Below are 16,908 nucleotides of genomic sequence, written 5' to 3' on the forward strand. Positions count from 1 at the left end.
CCGTAGGCTGGGCGGCCGTGACCCAGGGGCCCGAGGTGACCGCCGCGGCGACGTTCTGCGCCACGCTCGTCGACGAGTGGGCGCGGGCCGGCCTGCGCCACGCCATCGTGTGCCCCGGCAGCCGGTCGACCCCGATGGCGCTGGCCCTCGCCGCCGACGGACGGCTCGACGTCCAGGTGGTCCACGACGAGCGATCGGCAGCCTTCATCGCCCTCGGCATCGGCCTGTCGACGCAGGTGCCGGCGGTCGTGCTCACCACCAGCGGCACCGCCGCCGCCCAGCTCCACCCGGCCGTCGTCGAGGCCGGCCTGTCCAGCGTCCCCATGATCGTGTGCACCGCCGACCGCCCGCCGGAGCTCCAGGACGTCGGCGCCCCCCAGACCATCGACCAGGTGCACCTCTACGGCCGCTCCGTGCGGTGGTTCGCTGCGCCCGAGGTGCCCGACGAGCGGCGGGCGGACACCTGGCGGCCGCTCGCGTGCCGGGCCGTGGCCGAGGCGACGGGGCCGCGTCCCGGACCGGTCCACCTGAACCTGGCCTTTCGAGACCCCCTCGTGGGCCGGGCCGGGGACCTGCCCTCCGGCCGCGCGGACGGCGCGCCCTGGGCTCGGGTCGTCGCGGGTGTGGGCGAACCGGTCGCCTCCGGTGACCTCGTCGCCGCTCTGTCGGGCCGGCGCGGGCTGATCGTCGCCGGAGGCCCCGTCGAGGATCCTGGCGCCGTCCGGGCCCTCGGTGCGGCCCTCGGGTGGCCCGTCGTGGCCGGTCCACGTGCGACCGGCATCTGGGAGGCGGGCGCCACCGGCGGGGTCGTGAGCCACGCCGACGCGCTCGTACGGGTGGCCGAGTTCGCTGCGGAGCGGCCGGAGGTCGTCCTGAGCGTCGGGGAGCCGCCTGCGTCCAAGCTGCTGGGGCAGTGGCTCACCGGAGTGCCGGTCGTCGCAGCGCGGGGCAGCGGCCGTTGGGTCGACCCCGACGGTCAGGTCGAGCTCGTCGTGCCCGAGACGGTTCTGGCCGCGGTGGTGGACCGGGTCGAGCCCGCCAATCCGGCCTGGCGGGCGCGCTGGGCGGCCGCAGAGGCGGCGGCCGCCGACGCTCTCGTCGCCACGCTCGCCCCGCACGACGAGCCGACCGAGCCGGCCATCGCCCGTGACGTCCTGGCCGCGCTGCCCGACGGCGCCGAGCTCATCGTCTCGTCCTCCATGCCCGTGCGGGACGTCGAGTGGTACGCCATGCCGCGCACGGGCCTGCGGGTGCACGCCAATCGGGGGGCCAACGGCATCGACGGCGTGATGTCCACGGGCGTGGGCGTGGCCCTCGGAACCGGTGCGCCTGCCGCGGTGCTCGTCGGGGACGTGGCCTTCCTGCACGACTCGAACGCACTGCTCGCCTTGGGCGCCCGGGACGTCGACCTGACGATCGTCGTGGTCGATAACGACGGCGGCGGCATCTTCTCGTTCCTGCCGCAGGGGACGCAGTTGGCGACGGATCGCTTCGAGCAGCTCTTCGGCACCCCCCACGGCGTCGACCTGCCTGCCCTCGTCGCCGCCCACGGGCTGTCGTGCCAGGTGCTCACCGCGCAGGCCGACGTCGGGCCGGCCGTGACCGAGGTCGCCGGCCGCCCGGGGACCAAGGTGATCCTGGTGCGCACCGACCGCGCCGCCAACGTCGCCGTCCACGACGAGCTCCACGCCGCCGTGGCGCAGGCCGTCACCGAGGCCCTCGGCTGAACACGGCGTCGCCGCTCGCAGACGACGCACCCACGGGTCGGCCTCGACGCCGCATGCGATGACCACCGTCGGCGACCGGGACGCCAGTCGGCGGGCGCAGACTCGGATCCACCGCAGGCGCGCGGTGCCCCGGCACCCCGGCGCCTCGCGGGCCCCGGCGCTACGGGCGGAGGATGGCGCCGAGGAGGGCCTGGAGCTTGGCCCGGGTCTCGGCCAGCTCGGTGGCTGGGTCCGAGTCGGCCACGATGCCGTTGCCGGCGAAGAGGCGCGCGGTGCGGCCGTCGATCTCGGCGCAGCGCAGGCCCACGGCCCAGCGGCCGTTGCCGGCGGCGTCCACCCAACCCACCGGGCCGGCGTAGCGACCGCGGTCGAGCTGCTCGAGCTCGGCGATGGTGGCCAGGGCGAGGTCACGGGGGACGCCGCACACCGCGGGTGTGGGGTGCAGCGCCGCGACCAGCTCGAGGACCGACGCCGCCGGGGCCGAGAGGCGGCCCTCGACCAGGGTGGCGAGGTGCTGCACGTTGGCCACCGGCACCACCGACGGCTCGGCTTCGGCGTCCAGGTACGAGCAGAAGGGCAGGAGCGTGTCGTGGACCATGTCGATGGTGAGCTGGTGCTCGTGGCGGTCCTTCGCTGATGCCAGGAGCGTCGCCGCCAGGCGGGCGTCGGCGGTGGGATCGCCGCCCCGGGGGGTCGTGCCCGCCATCGGGTGCGATCGCACGACGTCGCCGACGCGTGACACGAGCAGCTCGGGGCTGGCGCCGACCATGCCGTCGATGGAGCTGATCATGCACCCGGGGTAGGTGCGGCGGAGGCGGTCCAGGATGGTCACCACGTCGAGCGGCGCATCCGCCTCGATCACGACCTCCCGGGCCAGCACCGCCTTGTGCAGATCGGTTGTGGCCATGCGTTCGGTCGCCTCCTGCACCGAGGCGCACCAGGCGGCGGGGGGTCGGACGGGTCGCACCGAGAAGGCCGATGCCTCGCCGCCGACCGGGTCAGAGGACCTGGCGGGCTCGGTGAGGGCCTCGGTCAGTCGGGCCTCGGCGCCGGCGTGCTCGGCCTCGTCGCGGCCGACGGTGGTGCACCAGCGGGTGCCGTCCTCGGCCCGGCCGACGACCAGGGCCGGGACCACGAGGGTGCCTGCCGAGCTGGGATCGAAGGGCAGCGCGCCGAAGGCGACCGGTCCCGTGCCGGGCAGGCGCACGTCGTCTTCGCCGGCCATTGCCGCGAGCGCCTCCTGGGCGGCGACCACGGAGGCCGCTCGATCGGCGCCGCCGGCGACCTCCAGGCGCACCGCCTCGCCCCGCGCCGCCAGCCCGCTGCCGCGCTGCTCGAAGAGCATCCCGTGCGCACCGGCGACGGCCAGCAGGTCGACGTCGTCGTCGAGGCGGCGGGTGACGGCCCGCAGACCCCAGAGGTCCCCGCTCACGTCCAGATCCTCGCCGCCGCGTCACGGCGACCGCCGGCGCCCGCCGAGGCACGGCGCGTCGAGCGGTCCGACGAAGGCATCAGTACACCCGGGTCGCGGTGATGAGCTGCGAGATGCCCACGGTGAGGAGGCGCCGCTCGACCCGGGCGAACCCGGCGTCGGCGAGGCGCCGCAGCATCATCGCCGGCTCGGGCAGGTAGGCCACCGACTTGGGCAGGTAGCGGTAGGCCGCCGGGTCGGACAGCAGACCGCCGATGCGGGGGACCACCTTGCCGAAGTAGATGCCGTGGCCCCAGCGCAGCACCGGGTTGGGCGGCTCGGCCACCTCGAGCAGCGCGATCCGACCGCCGGGACGGACGACCCGGCCGAGTTCGTCGAAGAAGGGATCCAGTTCGACGAAGTTGCGGAGCGCGAACCCGCAGGTGACCCCGTCGGCCGAGCCCGTCCGCACCGGCAGACGCAGCGCGTCGGCCTGGGCCAGCGGGGCGGCGGTGCGGGCGGCCGCCAACATCCCGTACGAGAGGTCGAAGCCGACCGGACGCAGTCCTGCTTCGGTGAGCTCGCGGCAGAAGTCGCCGGTCCCGGCGGCCAGGTCGAGCACCGTCGCGCCGGGGTCGAGGTCGAGCTCGGCGATGGTGCGCCGCCGCCAGCCCACGTCCATGCGGAAGGTCATGACCCGGTTCACCAGGTCGTAGCGGGGGGCGATGGTGTCGAACATCTCCCGCACCGCGACGACCTTCTCGTCGCCCTCGGGAAGCGGCTCGGCATCTGCGGGCATCGCGTCGATCGTACGGGCGGGCCGCCCCGGCCCCCCAACCGTCCACCTCCGACTCGGTGGACGAGCACCGGCACCGGCCCCCCAACCCCCGCGACGGCGAGGCCTGGGCCGTCCCGCCTCTCGACGGTCGTCACTCGAGTCGAGCTCGGCCGGGGCCGGCGCCGCCGCCGAGCGGGGTGCTCAGACCGTGGTCGGCAGGTCGACCCGCATCGGCGGGAAGAGCACGTCGAGCAACGGGAGCGCGGGACCGAGCATGGCGTCGTCGACCCGCGCGTCGAGGCCCGACGCGCCGAAGCGGCCGAGGAGGAGCGCCGGCACAGCGTCGGGCGAGACCCCGGGAAGGCCCTCCTCGAACGGATCCTCGATCCCGGGACCGGGCTCGACGTCCGTGACCCTCCCGCGCTCGTAGGAGACCTGGATGCTCGCCACGTAGGTCGACAGCACGAGCGTGCCGACCTCGCGGGCGAAGGCCGACGCCGTCAGACGGTCGGAGAGGACCGGTCGCACGTGGCGCAGGAACGCCACCGGGTCGGCGATGCGGGCGTACACCGGGTGGTAGCGCTGGGTGGGCTCCGCCGCCGCCCGCACGGCGGCCGACCACGCGGTGCCGGGCCGATCCAGCACGGCGAGGTCGGCGCCCAGCTCGCCTCGGCGGGCGTGGGTCAGCAGGGCCCGAGCGGCGGAGATCGAGTCGGCGGCGGCGTCGAACAGCTCACATCGGGCGTACTTCGCGTCGCCGTGACGCTGGAGTCGGGCGAAGCCTTCCGCCGGCGGGTGCCCGCCGTCCGGGCGGTCGCGCCGGGCGACGAGGACCTCCTCGTCGTGGCCGATCGCCTCTCCGACGAGCCAGGCCCAGTCGTCCCGGGGGCGGAAGGCGACGAGGTCGGCGGCGCGGTGGGCCCGCTCCGCGAGCGCCATGAGTGCGTCGAGGTCGGCCTCGACGGCTCGCTCGACCTTCCAGCCCGGGTCGGCCTCGAGGTGGCGGTCGACGACGCGAAGCCGCTCGGGCCAGTCGAGCCCGTACCCGTAGCCGAGGCGACGGTAGAAGTACGGGATCCCGGTGACGACGGTGAGGTGCTGGCCGAGCGTCTCGGACACCTCGTGGTGGTGGGCGAACTGGGCCCGGACCAGCCCGCGGCGGCGGAACTCGGGGGCGCTGGCGACGTACTCGATCTGGCCGATGCGGATCGGCACGGACCCGTACCGGCCCTCGTGGTCGAGGAGCACCGAGCACGAGACGACGCGTTCGGTGGCGTCGACCACGACGACCCAGCGCTGGGAGAGCAGGTGCTCGACCGCGCCCCGTTCGGTGGCTCCGTGCGCGGCGATGTTCAGGCCGACGATGCCCTCGTGGTCCGCGGTGGTCGCCGGCCGCAGCACCAGCCCGCCTCCGAGGTCACGGGTCACGCCGGTCATCGTGCCAACCTACGCAGGCGCCCGGCTCCGTCGGCCGGAGAATCCTCTTCCGGGCACCACCTGCGGGCCGGCCCGGGCGTCCTTCGGGAAGACGTCGGCCGCGCCTCAGGCGGCGTCGGCGCGGGGGACGCCGCAGTGCTTGCAGTTCGGGTACGCCCGCGAGGTGGGTCGCCCGCACGATTCGCAACGCACCACCTTGATCTCGCCGCGACGCAGTTTCGAGATGCTGGACCACAAGATGCCGCCGATGGCGATGACGATGGCGACCTCCAACGCATCTCGGACGTACTGGGCGGCGAGCACGGCCCTCATTCTGGCGTCGTCGGCTGCGTATGGTGGGCCGATGGCCATCGACTTCACGTTCCCGCCCGAGCTCGACGAGATCCGCTTGAAGGTGCGGGCCTTCGTCGATGAGGTCGTCCGCCCCGTCGAGGACGCCGCCGCGGCCGAGGACTGGGACCGGGACCAGTGGATCAAGGGCATCATCGAGATGCGGGGCAAGGCCAAGGAGTGGGGCCTGTGGCTGCCCCACATGCCGACCGAGTGGGGCGGCATGGGTCTCGGCCACGTGGCCATGGCCAGCGTCTCGGCCGAGGCGGCCCGCTCGCGCATGGGGCCGTTCGCCCTCAACGCCCAGGCCCCCGACGAGGGCAACATGCACACCCTGCTGCACTGGGCCACCGACGAGCAGAAGGAGAAGTACCTCAAGCCGCTGTGCGACGGCTACAAGCGTTCGTGCTTCGCCATGACCGAGCCCGAGGTGGCCGGCTCGGACCCCACCCTCATCCAGACCCGCGCCTACCAGGACGGCGACGAGTGGGTCATCAACGGCCACAAGTGGTTCATCTCCGGCGCCCGCGGCGCCGCCTTCGCCATCCTCATCGCCCGGACCGAGGACGACCCCGACCTGCCCCAGGCCGCCAACAGCGCGTTCCTCGTGGACATCCCCAGCGAGGGCTGGGAGGTCGTGCGTGACGTGCAGACCATGTCCGGCGGGCACAACCACTGCGAGATCCGCATCACCGACCTGCGGGTGCACAAGGACCAGATGCTCGGCGGGCGCGGCGAGGGTCACCTGCTCGGCCAGGCCCGCCTCGGCCCCGCCCGCCTCGCCCACTGCATGCGCTGGATCGGCCAGGCCGAGACCGCCCTCGAGATGATGGTGGACCGCTCCCTCGAGCGCTACTCCCACGGCTCGCTCCTCGCCGAGAAGCAGGGCATCCAGTGGATGATCGCCGACTCCACCATGGAGCTCTACCAGTCCAAGCTCATGGTCCTGCACGCCGCCTACCTCATCGACAGCGGCCAGGACTTCAAGTCCGAGGTCTCGATGGCCAAGCACCACGTGGCCAACGCCCTCTGGAAGATCATCGACCGGGCCATCCAGGTGCACGGCGCCCTCGGCTACTCCACCGACACCCCGCTGGCCGACATGCTCACCCAGGCCCGCTGGAGCCGCTTCGCCGACGGCGCCGACGAGATCCACCAGATGCGCATCGCCCAGCGCACGATCGCGGCGTACAAGGACACCGGCAGCACGAGAACCGCCACCGGCAACCTGCCGTTGTAGGCCGGCGGCGGCGTGCACGGCGACGACGCACCGGAGTGGTTACCGCCACCGCCACCGCCACCGCCGGCGCTGGTCGACGGCCAAGAGGTAGCTGACGGGTTCCGAGGCTTCTCGAGCGCCGGCGTGCTCGTCCTCGTCCCGTTCCTGCTCTTCTACCGGCTGGTGGAACGGCTGACCGAGGCGGCGTTCCGTGCCGTCGACTGGTGGCGCGCCCGCCAGGGCGGTGACCGGCGCAGCGGGTGACGTCTGCAACCGCATGGGCGCGCCAGGAGCGCCGTCCTCATTGCGGATGCCCCACCCTTTCTCCGTCGACGTCTGCACCCGTCAGGCCGTCGATCGCCGTAGCGTGCGTAGGTGCGCCGCATGCTGGTGGGAGTTGCCCTCCTCGCGCTCGCAGCGGGCTGCAGCTCGTCGATCGAGCAGCCGAGCGCAGGGACGGCTGGCCAGCCGGAGGAGGAGGCGCTCCTGGGGCCGGACACGCCGCTGGGGGACGGCCTCGCCGTGGTCGCGGGAACCAATCTGGTCGGCACGGTGTGGCCGTCGCTCTCGGGGACGTACGGCGGGGAGAGCGCCACCGAGAGCTGGGAGGCGGTGTTGGAGCTGACCGGCGATCCCGTCGAGGTGCACAACGCCTACGTCGAGCAGTTGCGCGACGCCGGCTTCTCCATCGTGCGAGGTCGGCACGCCTGCGGGGTGACCTACGTGAGTAGCGACCGCAGCTTCTACGCGCCGCCGGGAGGCGCCGAGCCGGAGGGGGCCGATCCCAGCGACGTCGGCTGCTCGGTGGAGGGAGCGATCGTCGAGGACGGAAGCACGGTCGCCATCGCACGGGTGGTGACCCGGCGTACGGCTGCGGACCATCCCTTCGGGGTGTACGTCTCGCACGTCAGCGTCGAGGTGGAGCGCTGGGCGCCGGGGGTTCGCCGTGGCTCGCCGCAGGCACGTCCGTTCGATCCTGTCCCTCCGCTGGCGGGGAGCCAGGTCGAGCTGGCTCAGGAGCCCACGCCACCGCCGACCCCCGGTCCCGGAGATCTGATCGAGTCCGACGGGGTGGAGGGTGAACCCTTGGAGGTGGTCGAGGGCAGCCGGGTGCTCACCCCGGTCGCAACCGAGTGGTGTGGCACCACCGGGTATGACGCCCTGGTGGCGATCGACGGCCCTGACGCACAAGCGGTCGTCGGTGACTACCGGCGCCAGATCGAAGCGTGGGGCTACGAACAGCTGACCTCGGAACCCGTGCGCTTTCGCGGGCGAGCGGCCGTCCTCACGAGGCACGGTGCCTCGGGCGCCGGCACCGTGGACCTGGTCGTCGTCGACGGCGATCAGCACGAACCTGCCTACCTGCGCATCACCCGCTGCCGAGACTGAGTCGTCACCGTGGCGCCGCCTCTCGAGCGCGTCCGATGAGGTCAACGGTCATCCCGCCCTCGAGGGGTTTCGTTCTCGCCGCCCGCGCCCGTCAGGGCGCCGGTCGTCGCCGCCGGCGGCGGGCGGTGACGTGCTCTTTCCAGAGGTTGTGGGCCTTGCACAGGGGTTTCGCGTTGAGGCTGTCAGTGAGGCCGCCGTCGATCCAGGCGAGCACGTGGTCGATCTCGCAGTGCGGGGATCGGACGGAGCAGCTCTCGTGCTCGCAGACCGGGAAGGCGATCTGCGCGGCTCGGCGTTGGGTGCCGCTGAACCAGCGGCGCTCCCGTCCGTGGGAGAGGGGAAAGCCGTCGGGGTCGGTCACGAGGGTGTTGAGCCACCCCGTGATCGAGGTGAAGAGCGCCTGCTCGGGGGTGACGGGCGTGCCGTCGGCGAACTCGCAGCGGCGATCCATCGGGTACAGGTGGCGGTTCGGGTCCTCGCCGTGCATCTCGGCGATGAGCCGGGCCCACACCGTCGAGTAGGTGTCGCTGTCGACCACCAACGTGACGCCCAGGCTGGGCTCGGCCCCGGCGCCGCCGTGGGCGGCGGAGGACCGGGCCATCTCCACGAGCGCGTCGGCCCGTCGCTGCGCGGCGGTGCGGCCCAAGTCGTGCTTCGTGGCGCGGTCACCGAGGCGGGCCCGGGCGTCGGCCCAGTCTTGCTCCCACAGTTGTTGCTCGTGGCGTCGGAGCTCGGTGTCGAACTCGTGGAACCCCATCCGGTCCAACCAGGCATCGACCCGGCCCATCCCTTCGAAGGTCGCCGACGAGTGGGCCTCACGTGCCTCGAACTGGGACAGAGCGCGTTCTTCGGCGTCCTCGGGGGCGAGCACGTCACGCCACCGGGACACCTTCTGGGAGAACTCGTCGAAGGGCAGCTCCCGTGCGTACCCGACCAGGAGCTCTTCGTCCTGGGCGAAGCGGACGGCGAGCGTGGGCACCCTGGCCTTGGACAGCACCTCGACGTGGTCGAGCCCGATCTCGCCGAGCTCGAACGCCGCCACCGTGTGGGGCATCGACCGCAGCTGCCGGCCGAGCCGGCACCGCCGTTCCACTGCGCTCTTGCGTGAGTGGGTGAGCCACGAGATGCGGGCGGCGGCGGAGGTGTCGCCGGTGGCCTTGTACTCCTTCGAGGAGTCGTAGGCGGCGAGGGCCTGGCACTCGATCGACTCAAGCATCGCCCGCACCGACGCCACCTCGACGACCGTGTCCTCAAGCGTTGCCACTGGCTCGTTCGCCCACGTCACCGTCCGGAGCTTCTCGGTGCTCTCTCGAAGGTGGACCAGCTCTGCACGCACGGCGACCACTCCCAACGGACGACAGCTCAACGGGGAAGCGGCAGCCAGAAAATCCGGACCTGCAAGCACCGAAGTGCGTTGTCAGGGCTGCGAACTGATGTTCGTACCCTAGCCGCCGATCCCAATGCCCGCAAGGGTTTCCGGGGAATTCCTCCGCCAAGCCGGGCCGGCAGACTGCGATGGGCGCCCGGTGTCGGCGAGGGGAGCGGAGCGCCCGGAATCGCCCAGCCGGACATACTCCAGAGGTGCCACTGAACCGGGTCCGGATCGCCGGGTATCGGTCGTTGACCGAGGTCACCGTCGACCTGGCCGGGGTGACGGTCGTCGTCGGGCCGAACGGCTCGGGGAAGACCAACCTGTACCGGGCGATGCACCTGGTGCACGCCTGCGCCGAAGGAGATCTGGCGCGAGCCGTCGTGGCCGAAGGCGGGCTGGCGTCGATCGTTCACGCCGGATGGCGAAAGGGGGAGCCACGAGTGGAGCTGGAGGTGCGCCTCGGCGACCTCTGCCACGACGTGACGCTCGCCACCGCCGGCCGAGGGCAGCTCGAGCTCGAGGGGCCGGTGTTCCCCCTCGATCCCGTGGTCACCCACGAGCACGTCGTCCTCGATACCGGTGCCACCCGAGTCGAGCTCCTGGACCGGGCGGGCAACACGGCGTTCGCCACCGATCAGCAAGGCGGGCGCGTGACCATGCCGGCGACGCTGGTGGGCTCAGAGTCCGCGCTCTCGCAGCTCGTCGATGCCCACCACTTCCCCGAGCTCGTCGAGGTGCGTGAGACCCTGCGGCGGATGCGCTTCCATCATCAGGTCCGTACCGACCCCGACGCCCCCGCTCGCCGCCCCGGCCTGGCCACCCGCACGCTGGCCGTGGCCGATGACGGCGCCGACCTCCCCGCCGCGCTGTTGACGATCCTGCGCATGGGTGACGGGCACACGCTCCGGCGCAGCATCGCTGAGGCTTTCGGGGGCAGCGACCTCCTGCTCGATGCCGACGAATCCGGGCCGGTGCACCTCGCCTTGAAGGTCCCCGGGCTGTATCGACCGCTGTCGGTCATGGAGCTGTCGGACGGCCAGTTGCGCTTCCTGTTCCTCGCGGCCGCGCTGCTGGCACCGCGACCGCCCACCGTCATGGTCCTCAACGAACCTGAGACCAGCCTGCACCCCGACCTCCTGCCCGCCTTGGCCGAACTGATCACCGCCGCCAGCGCAACGACCCAGATCGTGGTCACCACCCACTCGGCGGGACTCGCCGACCGCCTCCACGGTGGTAGGGAGACCGCCGGGTACTCGCTCGAGATGGTGAACGGCGAGACCCGATTCCTCGCGAGATGATCGCCGCCACCGGCGACCTGCCCGCGTCCCGGGTCAGGCGGGCGTGGCGGTAGCCCTGATGCGGTGGCTATCCGGGTGCCGTCCAGAGCCAGGCGTCGCCGTAGACGGGGGTGTCGAATGTGTCAGTTCGAGCGGCGCCGCCGAAGGTGAACAGCTCGTCGCCGGCCCACACCGCGGCCATGCCCTCGCGTTGCAGCGTGTTGGGGGCGTCGAGGGACATCCAGGCTGTGGCAGCGGCGTCGTAGACCGAGGTCCCCAGCGCCGCTCGCTCATCGCCGCCCAGCGGGAACTCGATGATCCGCGTGGCGGCGTCGTACGACGGCGGCGCCTCGACGCCAGCCAAGGCATCGTCGTCGCGAACGCAGAAGGCGGGCGAGTCCGGCCCTCGCGGCATGAGCACCGTGTCGGGAGCACTCGGGCCCCGTGTTGCCCTCAGGTCATCGCAGGTCGCTCCGTCGTCGCCAACCTGGACGAGCGCCCACGCTGACCCGTCGAACCGAGCGAGGGTGTCGATGGTCGAGACGTACAGGTCCGGTCCGACGGTGAACCCGAAGCGATACCACTCGGCGGGCATCGGGTCGGGCGGGAGCGGAGTCCACGTCGCCGTGGCCGGGTCCCAGATCTCGTGGGCCGTCGTCGGCGGTGTCGGCGGTGTCGGTGCGCTCTCCATCACGGCGACGAGTTGGTCACCCCAGGCGAGGAGCCGTCGACCCTGGGTAGTGCTTGGACCCGGGAGCACGGTCCAGACGTCCGCCTCGGGGTCGTAGCGGAGCATCTGGCTGCCGTCCCCGCCGGCGCCCGACTCGAGCACGTAGAGGTCGCCGTCGAGGACGACGGCAGCGTTCGCAGTGACCGCCGCCGGGGCGTCGGCGATCCGGCGCCACGTGCCGGCGACCGGGTCGTACGCCGCGCCGTCGATCCGGTCGAGGCCAGATGCGCACAGGGCGTTGCCAGGGCAGGGCGGTGTGATGCTGCCGCCGAGGACCACGACTTCGTCACCGGTCCACACCGCGAGCGCGTCATGGCGAGCGGCCAGCGGTGGGTCCGGCAGGCGGGTCCATGGCCCCACGGTCGTGCCCACGGGCGGCGACGCCACCGGCTCAGGCGTCGCCGCGACCGCCGGAGGATCGACGGTCCCGCAGGCGGCCGCCGTGGCGACGACGAGGACCAGGCCGGCCAGCAGACCGGCGCGCCGCCCGAGCGAGACGCGCAGCGCCGCTACTCCTCGCACACGGTGTCCTCCGGGGGCAGGACGAGGTCGATGAGGTAGGTGGCGCTGGCGTCGTCGATGCAGGTGCTGCGGCCCGACGCGACGTGGCCGGTGGCGTCGAGGGTGAGCAGGTGGCCGTCCTCCAGGTTCTCGGCGACATCCACGGACTGCTGGTAGGGCGTCGCCGCGTCGCCGGTGGTGCCGATGACGAGCACGGCGGGGGAGCCGGGGGCGGTGACGACGTGGGGGTCGCCCGAGGGCGGCGCCGGCCAGAACGCACAGGGCAGCAGCTCGTTGGCCACCGAGGCGCCGGTGCGGGGCGCCACGGCGATGAGCTCGTCGGCGAACGCCTGGAACTCCTCGCTGCCCTGGGGCACCTCGGAGTCGACGCACTCCACGGCGGCGTAGGGCGTGTAGCTGCTGAGGTCGTAGTACTGCTGGGCCAGTGCGGCGATGGCGTCGCCGTCACCGTCCTCCGCGTCGGCCAGCGCCTGCCACAGCAGCTCGGCGTCGTTGCCCTCGAACCCGTAGGTGGCGTACACGGCACCGGTCTGGAGCTCGGACGGGCCGACCTCGCCGTCGCCACCCGGGAGTGGCTCCTCGTCGAGCTGGGCCGCCACCCGGTCGAACGCGGCGCCGGCGTCGTCGAGCGGGCAGGACGGGTCGTCGGCGCACCCGTCGAGCAGCGCGTTCACCTGCTCCTCGATGGCCTGGCCCTGGGCGAGCAGGAAGCCGGTGAGGTCCTGGGTGGGGTCGACCACCCCGTCGAGCACCATGGCCCGGACCCGGTCGGGGAACTCCTCCAGGTAGCCGAGGCCGAGGGCGGTGCCGTAGGAGTACCCGGCGTAGCTGATCTGCTCCTCGCCGAGTGCCTCCCGGATGGCGTCCATGTCCTGGACGACGTCACGGGTGCCCACGAACGGCAGCAGCTCGCCGTCGGTCTGCTCGCACTCGTCAGCGACGGCCCGGGCGGCCTCGTCGAGCTGGCGCTGCTCGCGGTTCGAGTCGGGCTCGGGGTCGATGTCCAGGAAGGCGTCGACGTTCTCACCGCAGGTCAGGCCCTCGGTGCCACCGACGCCGCGCGGGTCCCACCCGATGATGTCGAAGCGGTCGAGCACCTCCTGGGGGAACGGCTGGGCGAGGGCGAACTCGATCCCGCTGGCGCCCGGGCCGCCGGGGTTGGTCAGCAGGACCCCGATGCGCTCGTCGGGGTTCGCCGCCGGGACACGGGCGACCTCGACGTCGATGGTGTCGCCGTCGGGGTCCGAGTGGTCGAGCGGGACGGTGACGGTGCCGCACTCGCCGAAGCCCAGGTCACAGGGGCCGAAGTCGATGTCGGTCTCGGGGGCGGGCACGGTGGTGGGGTCGGCCGGGGTGAACACGTCCTCGTCGACGTCCGGAGCACCCGTCTCCTGGACCCCGCTGCCGCAGGCCACCGCGACCAGGGCGATGAGCCCGACGAGCAGCACGAGGGCCGTCGGAGCGGGGCGGGGGGAGCGGGGGGACGGGGTGGGGCCGGACACGCCGCCGAGGCTACGACGCTCCTAACCTGACGCCATGTCGCGACCCTTCCACGTCGGTGTCTTCACCCCCCAGGGGTGGAAGACCGAGCTCAAGTCCATCCCCGACCCCCAGGCCCAGTGGCAGCGGGTGGTCGACACCGCCGTCCTCGCCGAGGAGCTCGGCTACGACTCGGTCTGGGTGTACGACCACGTCCACAACGTGCCGGTGCCGTCGAACGAGTCCATCTTCGAGTGCTGGACGACGATGGCCGCGCTGAGCCAGGTGACGAGCACGATCCGCCTCGGACAGATGGTCGGCTGCGCCGGCTACCGCAACCCGGGCCTGCTGGCCAAGATCACCTCCAACATCGATGTGATGAGCGGCGGTCGCCTCGACTGGGGCATCGGCGGCGGCTGGTACGAGCACGAGTACAACGCCTACGGGTACCCGTTCCCCGCGGCCAAGGAGCGCCTCGGCCTCCTGCGCGACACCGTCGAGATCGTCACCCGCATGTGGCGCGATGCGGAGGCCACCTACGAGGGCACCTACCTCTCGGTGGCGGGCGCCCAGTGCGATCCCAAGCCACTCCAGGACCCGCACCCGCCCATCTGGATCGGCGGCGGCGGCGAGCAGGTCACCCTGCGCATCGTCGCCCGCCTCGCCGACTACTCGAACTTCGGGGGCAAGCCCGACGAGTGGACCCACAAGCGTGATGTCCTCGCCGGTCACTGCGACGCCGTCGGGCGCGACCTCGACGAGATCACCATGACCTGGTCGCCGGAGCTGTTCGTGCGCGAGACCGAGGAGGAGATCGTCGCCGCCGGCTCCCAGTCCTTCTGGGGTGAGCCCTTCGACTCGTGGCGGGCCGGCAACCTCGTGGGCACGCCCGAGCAGGTGCTCGCCCGCATCGAGGAGTACCGCGCCCTCGGCTGCGGCGGCATCGTCGCCTGGTGCGCGGACCTCCCCGAGCACGACACCCTGCGCCTCTTCGCCGAGAAGGTCCTGCCCGAGCTGCGCTGACGTGAGCCACCGGCGCCGCCCTCGCCGCGTCCTGGGACTCGTCGCCTCGGCGGCGGTCCTCGTGGCCGCCGGGCTGGCGGTGGCGCTCCCGACCGCGCCGGGCGACCGCGGCGCAGCGCAGGCAGCCGCCGGCGACGGGACCGGCGCGATCAGCGTCGCCGGCTCGGTGGCGGGCGACGACTGGTCGCTGCCGGCCGGTACCACCGCCGCGCCCGGCGCCGGGTTCTTCTCCGAGCGGGCCGACCCGTCGCGCCACGTCGACGTGCATGCCGTCGACGTCACCTGGCGGATGCTCGAACCCGCGGAGGATGACTACCACGACGACCTCGCCGGCCGGGCGCAGGACCTGGACCTCGCCCCCCTCGCCGAGCAGCTGGCCGTGCCGGGGCGCTACTGGCTGCGGGTGTGGCTCACCAACGTGCGTTGGGCGCCCCGTTGGGTCGTCGACGACTGCGGCCTCGAGGTGGCGGGCACCGACGAGGACGGCGGCCGCCACCTGCCGATCTGGAACGCCTGCTTCTGGGGCCACGCGGTCGACCTCTACCGCCATCTCTTCGAGGACCTCGGCATCGCCGATGATCCAGACCTCGTGCTGGCCTACGTCCCCGGCGGCTTCGCGTGGTCCGAGTTCGACTTCGACGTCGTCGATCAGGCCGTCGCCGCCGGCGACCTCACCGTGCCCGCCTTCGTCGCCTGGTTCCACCAGATGGTGGCCGACCTCACCGGGCTCATGGGCACCCAGGCGGCCAAGCTCGTCTACACCGGGGAAGACCATCCGTTCGCGTCGCTCGGCACGGCCGATGACCTCCTGGCGAGGTACGCGGTGGAGCACGGGATGGGGGTGCGCACCGGGATCTCCGAGCTCTCCAACTTCCACCTGAACGAGGTGCCCGCCTACGGCACGACCATCGGGGACGACGGGCACCTCGTGACCGACGAGGACTGGGTCCTCCGGGATCCGGGGCGCATCTCCGCCGCCGAGCACGAGTGCTACCTCGACTGCGGCTTCGACACCGACGAGCTGGGCTACGCCATCCGCCAGTCCAACCTGCATGCGCTGGCCGCGCTGCGTACGAACTGGCTCTACGTCGTGCCCCACGACAGCTACCTCGACCGCTTCTCCGCCCATTGGCGGTGGGTGCGCCTCAGCCTCGGTCGGACGGCGTCGACCTCCGCCGACGCCTGGGTGGCACTGCGACGGGCCACGGACGAGTACTGGGCCGACGAGGACACGGCGGACGAGGCCGGCGTGGACTGGACCGGCAGGCCCGTGGTGCGCGATCTCGAGCGGTGGGTGCGCCAGCTCGAGCAGGCTCCCGGCTGCCGCGGCCGCCGGGGGAGCGAGGTGCACGTCGGCGTGCTCGCTCCGGAGAACGGCGTCGCCCGCGAGGGCCGTCGCACCGACGCGGCCGGCGGCCAGCCCCACCTGTGCTTCGCGGTGGACGACGCCTTCGTGGCGCCTACCGGGGAGGCCGACCTCGACGTGCTGGTCACCTACGTCGACCGGGGACGCGGCTCGTTCGTCCTCACCGTCGCCGGTGCGGAGGGCCGGCTGCGCTCACCGGAGGTGGCCCTCACCGACTCGGGCCGTCGGCGCACGGTCCGCTTCCACGTCGACGGCGGGCGCCTGGACGCGTCCCTGCCCGGCGGCGCCGACCTGCGTCTGACCCGGGTACGCGGCGCCGACGTCGACGTGCAGTTCGTCCGGGTGGTGAAGCCCTGAGCGGGCCTCCGCCCACCCCGAGGCGCTACTCGTAGTAGCGGTAGACGACCTCGGCCACACAGGACGGCTTGGACGCGCCCTCGACCTCGAAGGTGAGCTTCATGGACACCTGGACGCCGCCGGCGACGTCGTCGACGCCCGCCAGCTCGGCGCCGGCCCGCAGGTTGGCGCCGACCGGGACGGGGGAGGGGAAGCGCACCTTCTCACAGCCGTAGTTGACGCCCATCGAGAAGCCGTGCACCTGCACGATCTCGGGGATCAGCGACGGGGCGAGCGACAGCGTCAGGTAGCCGTGGGCGATGGGCCCGCCGAACGGTCCGCTCTTGGCCCGCTCGGGATCGACGTGGATCCACTGGTGGTCACCGGTCGCGTCAGCGAACAGGTTCACCTGCTCCTGGGTGACCTCGTGGTAGCTGCTGTAGCCGAGGTGCTCCCCGACCTTCGCCTTGAGCTCGTCTGCACCGTTCAGGACCGTGGTCATGGCCTGATCA

At 72.7% G+C, this 16,908-nt stretch carries 15 protein-coding genes; 7 read left to right on the forward strand and 8 right to left on the reverse strand.

Annotation, left to right across the window (positions count from 1 at the left end):
* Positions 1–17 precede the first annotated feature (17 nt).
* Complete coding sequence (menD, locus tag JNK12_05670; GenBank protein ID MBL8775395.1) at positions 18–1,727, forward strand: 2-succinyl-5-enolpyruvyl-6-hydroxy-3-cyclohexene-1-carboxylic-acid synthase; 1,710 nt, start codon at positions 18–20, stop codon at positions 1,725–1,727.
* 160 nt (positions 1,728–1,887) lie between these two features.
* Here menD and JNK12_05675 read toward each other — a convergent pair whose 3' ends face one another.
* The 4 genes from JNK12_05675 to JNK12_05690 all read right to left on the reverse strand — a co-directional run bounded on the left by JNK12_05675 (position 1,888) and on the right by JNK12_05690 (position 5,665).
* Positions 1,888–3,159: an isochorismate synthase gene (locus JNK12_05675; GenBank protein MBL8775396.1), complete on the reverse strand. Its 1,272-nt coding sequence runs from the start codon at positions 3,157–3,159 to the stop codon at positions 1,888–1,890.
* A 79-nt stretch (positions 3,160–3,238) separates the two neighbouring features.
* Positions 3,239–3,937: a ubiquinone/menaquinone biosynthesis methyltransferase gene (locus JNK12_05680; protein MBL8775397.1), complete on the reverse strand. Its 699-nt coding sequence runs from the start codon at positions 3,935–3,937 to the stop codon at positions 3,239–3,241.
* 180 nt (positions 3,938–4,117) lie between these two features.
* Entirely contained in the window at positions 4,118–5,353 is a 1,236-nt protein-coding gene (locus JNK12_05685; GenBank protein ID MBL8775398.1) for a GNAT family N-acetyltransferase, read from the reverse strand.
* 105 nt (positions 5,354–5,458) lie between these two features.
* Entirely contained in the window at positions 5,459–5,665 is a 207-nt protein-coding gene (locus JNK12_05690; GenBank protein ID MBL8775399.1) for a hypothetical protein, read from the reverse strand.
* A 31-nt stretch (positions 5,666–5,696) separates the two neighbouring features.
* Between JNK12_05690 and JNK12_05695 the strand changes: the two genes are divergently transcribed.
* From JNK12_05695 to JNK12_05705, 3 genes are all read left to right on the forward strand, one after another.
* On the forward strand, positions 5,697–6,923 hold the full coding sequence (locus JNK12_05695; protein ID MBL8775400.1) for an acyl-CoA dehydrogenase family protein: 1,227 nt from the start codon (positions 5,697–5,699) through the stop codon (positions 6,921–6,923).
* Positions 6,924–6,935: 12 nt separating this feature from the next.
* Entirely contained in the window at positions 6,936–7,166 is a 231-nt protein-coding gene (locus JNK12_05700; GenBank protein ID MBL8775401.1) for a hypothetical protein, read from the forward strand.
* 111 nt (positions 7,167–7,277) lie between these two features.
* Positions 7,278–8,291, forward strand: coding sequence for a hypothetical protein (locus tag JNK12_05705; GenBank protein MBL8775402.1), 1,014 nt, complete (start codon positions 7,278–7,280; stop codon positions 8,289–8,291).
* Between the two features lie 91 nt (positions 8,292–8,382).
* On the opposite strand, the gene JNK12_05710 is transcribed toward JNK12_05705, so the two are convergent.
* Positions 8,383–9,555, reverse strand: coding sequence for a DUF222 domain-containing protein (locus JNK12_05710; GenBank protein MBL8775403.1), 1,173 nt, complete (start codon positions 9,553–9,555; stop codon positions 8,383–8,385).
* A 317-nt stretch (positions 9,556–9,872) separates the two neighbouring features.
* Between JNK12_05710 and JNK12_05715 the strand changes: the two genes are divergently transcribed.
* Positions 9,873–10,961, forward strand: coding sequence for an AAA family ATPase (locus JNK12_05715; GenBank protein MBL8775404.1), 1,089 nt, complete (start codon positions 9,873–9,875; stop codon positions 10,959–10,961).
* A gap of 67 nt (positions 10,962–11,028) precedes the next feature.
* Here the strand turns inward: JNK12_05715 and JNK12_05720 are convergent, their stop codons facing one another.
* Complete coding sequence (locus JNK12_05720; protein ID MBL8775405.1) at positions 11,029–12,192, reverse strand: hypothetical protein; 1,164 nt, start codon at positions 12,190–12,192, stop codon at positions 11,029–11,031.
* Positions 12,180–13,694, reverse strand: a complete 1,515-nt coding sequence (locus JNK12_05725; GenBank protein MBL8775406.1) for an alpha/beta fold hydrolase — start codon at positions 13,692–13,694, stop codon at positions 12,180–12,182. The genes JNK12_05720 and JNK12_05725 overlap by 13 nt, the downstream gene beginning before the upstream one ends.
* A gap of 34 nt (positions 13,695–13,728) precedes the next feature.
* On the opposite strand from JNK12_05725, the gene JNK12_05730 reads away from it, so the two are divergent.
* On the forward strand, positions 13,729–14,694 hold the full coding sequence (locus tag JNK12_05730) for an LLM class F420-dependent oxidoreductase (GenBank protein ID MBL8775407.1): 966 nt from the start codon (positions 13,729–13,731) through the stop codon (positions 14,692–14,694).
* A 1-nt stretch (position 14,695) separates the two neighbouring features.
* Entirely contained in the window at positions 14,696–16,417 is a 1,722-nt protein-coding gene (locus tag JNK12_05735; protein MBL8775408.1) for a hypothetical protein, read from the forward strand.
* 25 nt (positions 16,418–16,442) lie between these two features.
* Here the strand turns inward: JNK12_05735 and JNK12_05740 are convergent, their stop codons facing one another.
* Positions 16,443–16,898: a MaoC family dehydratase gene (locus tag JNK12_05740; protein MBL8775409.1), complete on the reverse strand. Its 456-nt coding sequence runs from the start codon at positions 16,896–16,898 to the stop codon at positions 16,443–16,445.
* Positions 16,899–16,908: the final 10 nt, after the last annotated feature.

It is taken from the genome of Acidimicrobiales bacterium, assembly GCA_016794585.1.
Classification (GTDB): Bacteria; Actinomycetota; Acidimicrobiia; order Acidimicrobiales; family DATDAH01; genus JAEUJM01.

Excerpts from the sequence above, each read along its gene's own strand:
- JNK12_05690 (MBL8775399.1), bottom strand. The coding sequence starts at position 5,665 with ATGAGGGCCGTGCTCGCCGCCCAGTACGTCCGAGATGCGTTGGAGGTC.
- JNK12_05730 (MBL8775407.1), top strand. The coding sequence starts at position 13,729 with ATGTCGCGACCCTTCCACGTCGGTGTCTTCACCCCCCAGGGGTGGAAG.
- JNK12_05695 (MBL8775400.1), top strand. The coding sequence starts at position 5,697 with ATGGCCATCGACTTCACGTTCCCGCCCGAGCTCGACGAGATCCGCTTG.
- JNK12_05685 (MBL8775398.1), bottom strand. The coding sequence starts at position 5,353 with ATGACCGGCGTGACCCGTGACCTCGGAGGCGGGCTGGTGCTGCGGCCG.
- JNK12_05680 (MBL8775397.1), bottom strand. The coding sequence starts at position 3,937 with ATGCCCGCAGATGCCGAGCCGCTTCCCGAGGGCGACGAGAAGGTCGTC.
- JNK12_05740 (MBL8775409.1), bottom strand. The coding sequence starts at position 16,898 with ATGACCACGGTCCTGAACGGTGCAGACGAGCTCAAGGCGAAGGTCGGG.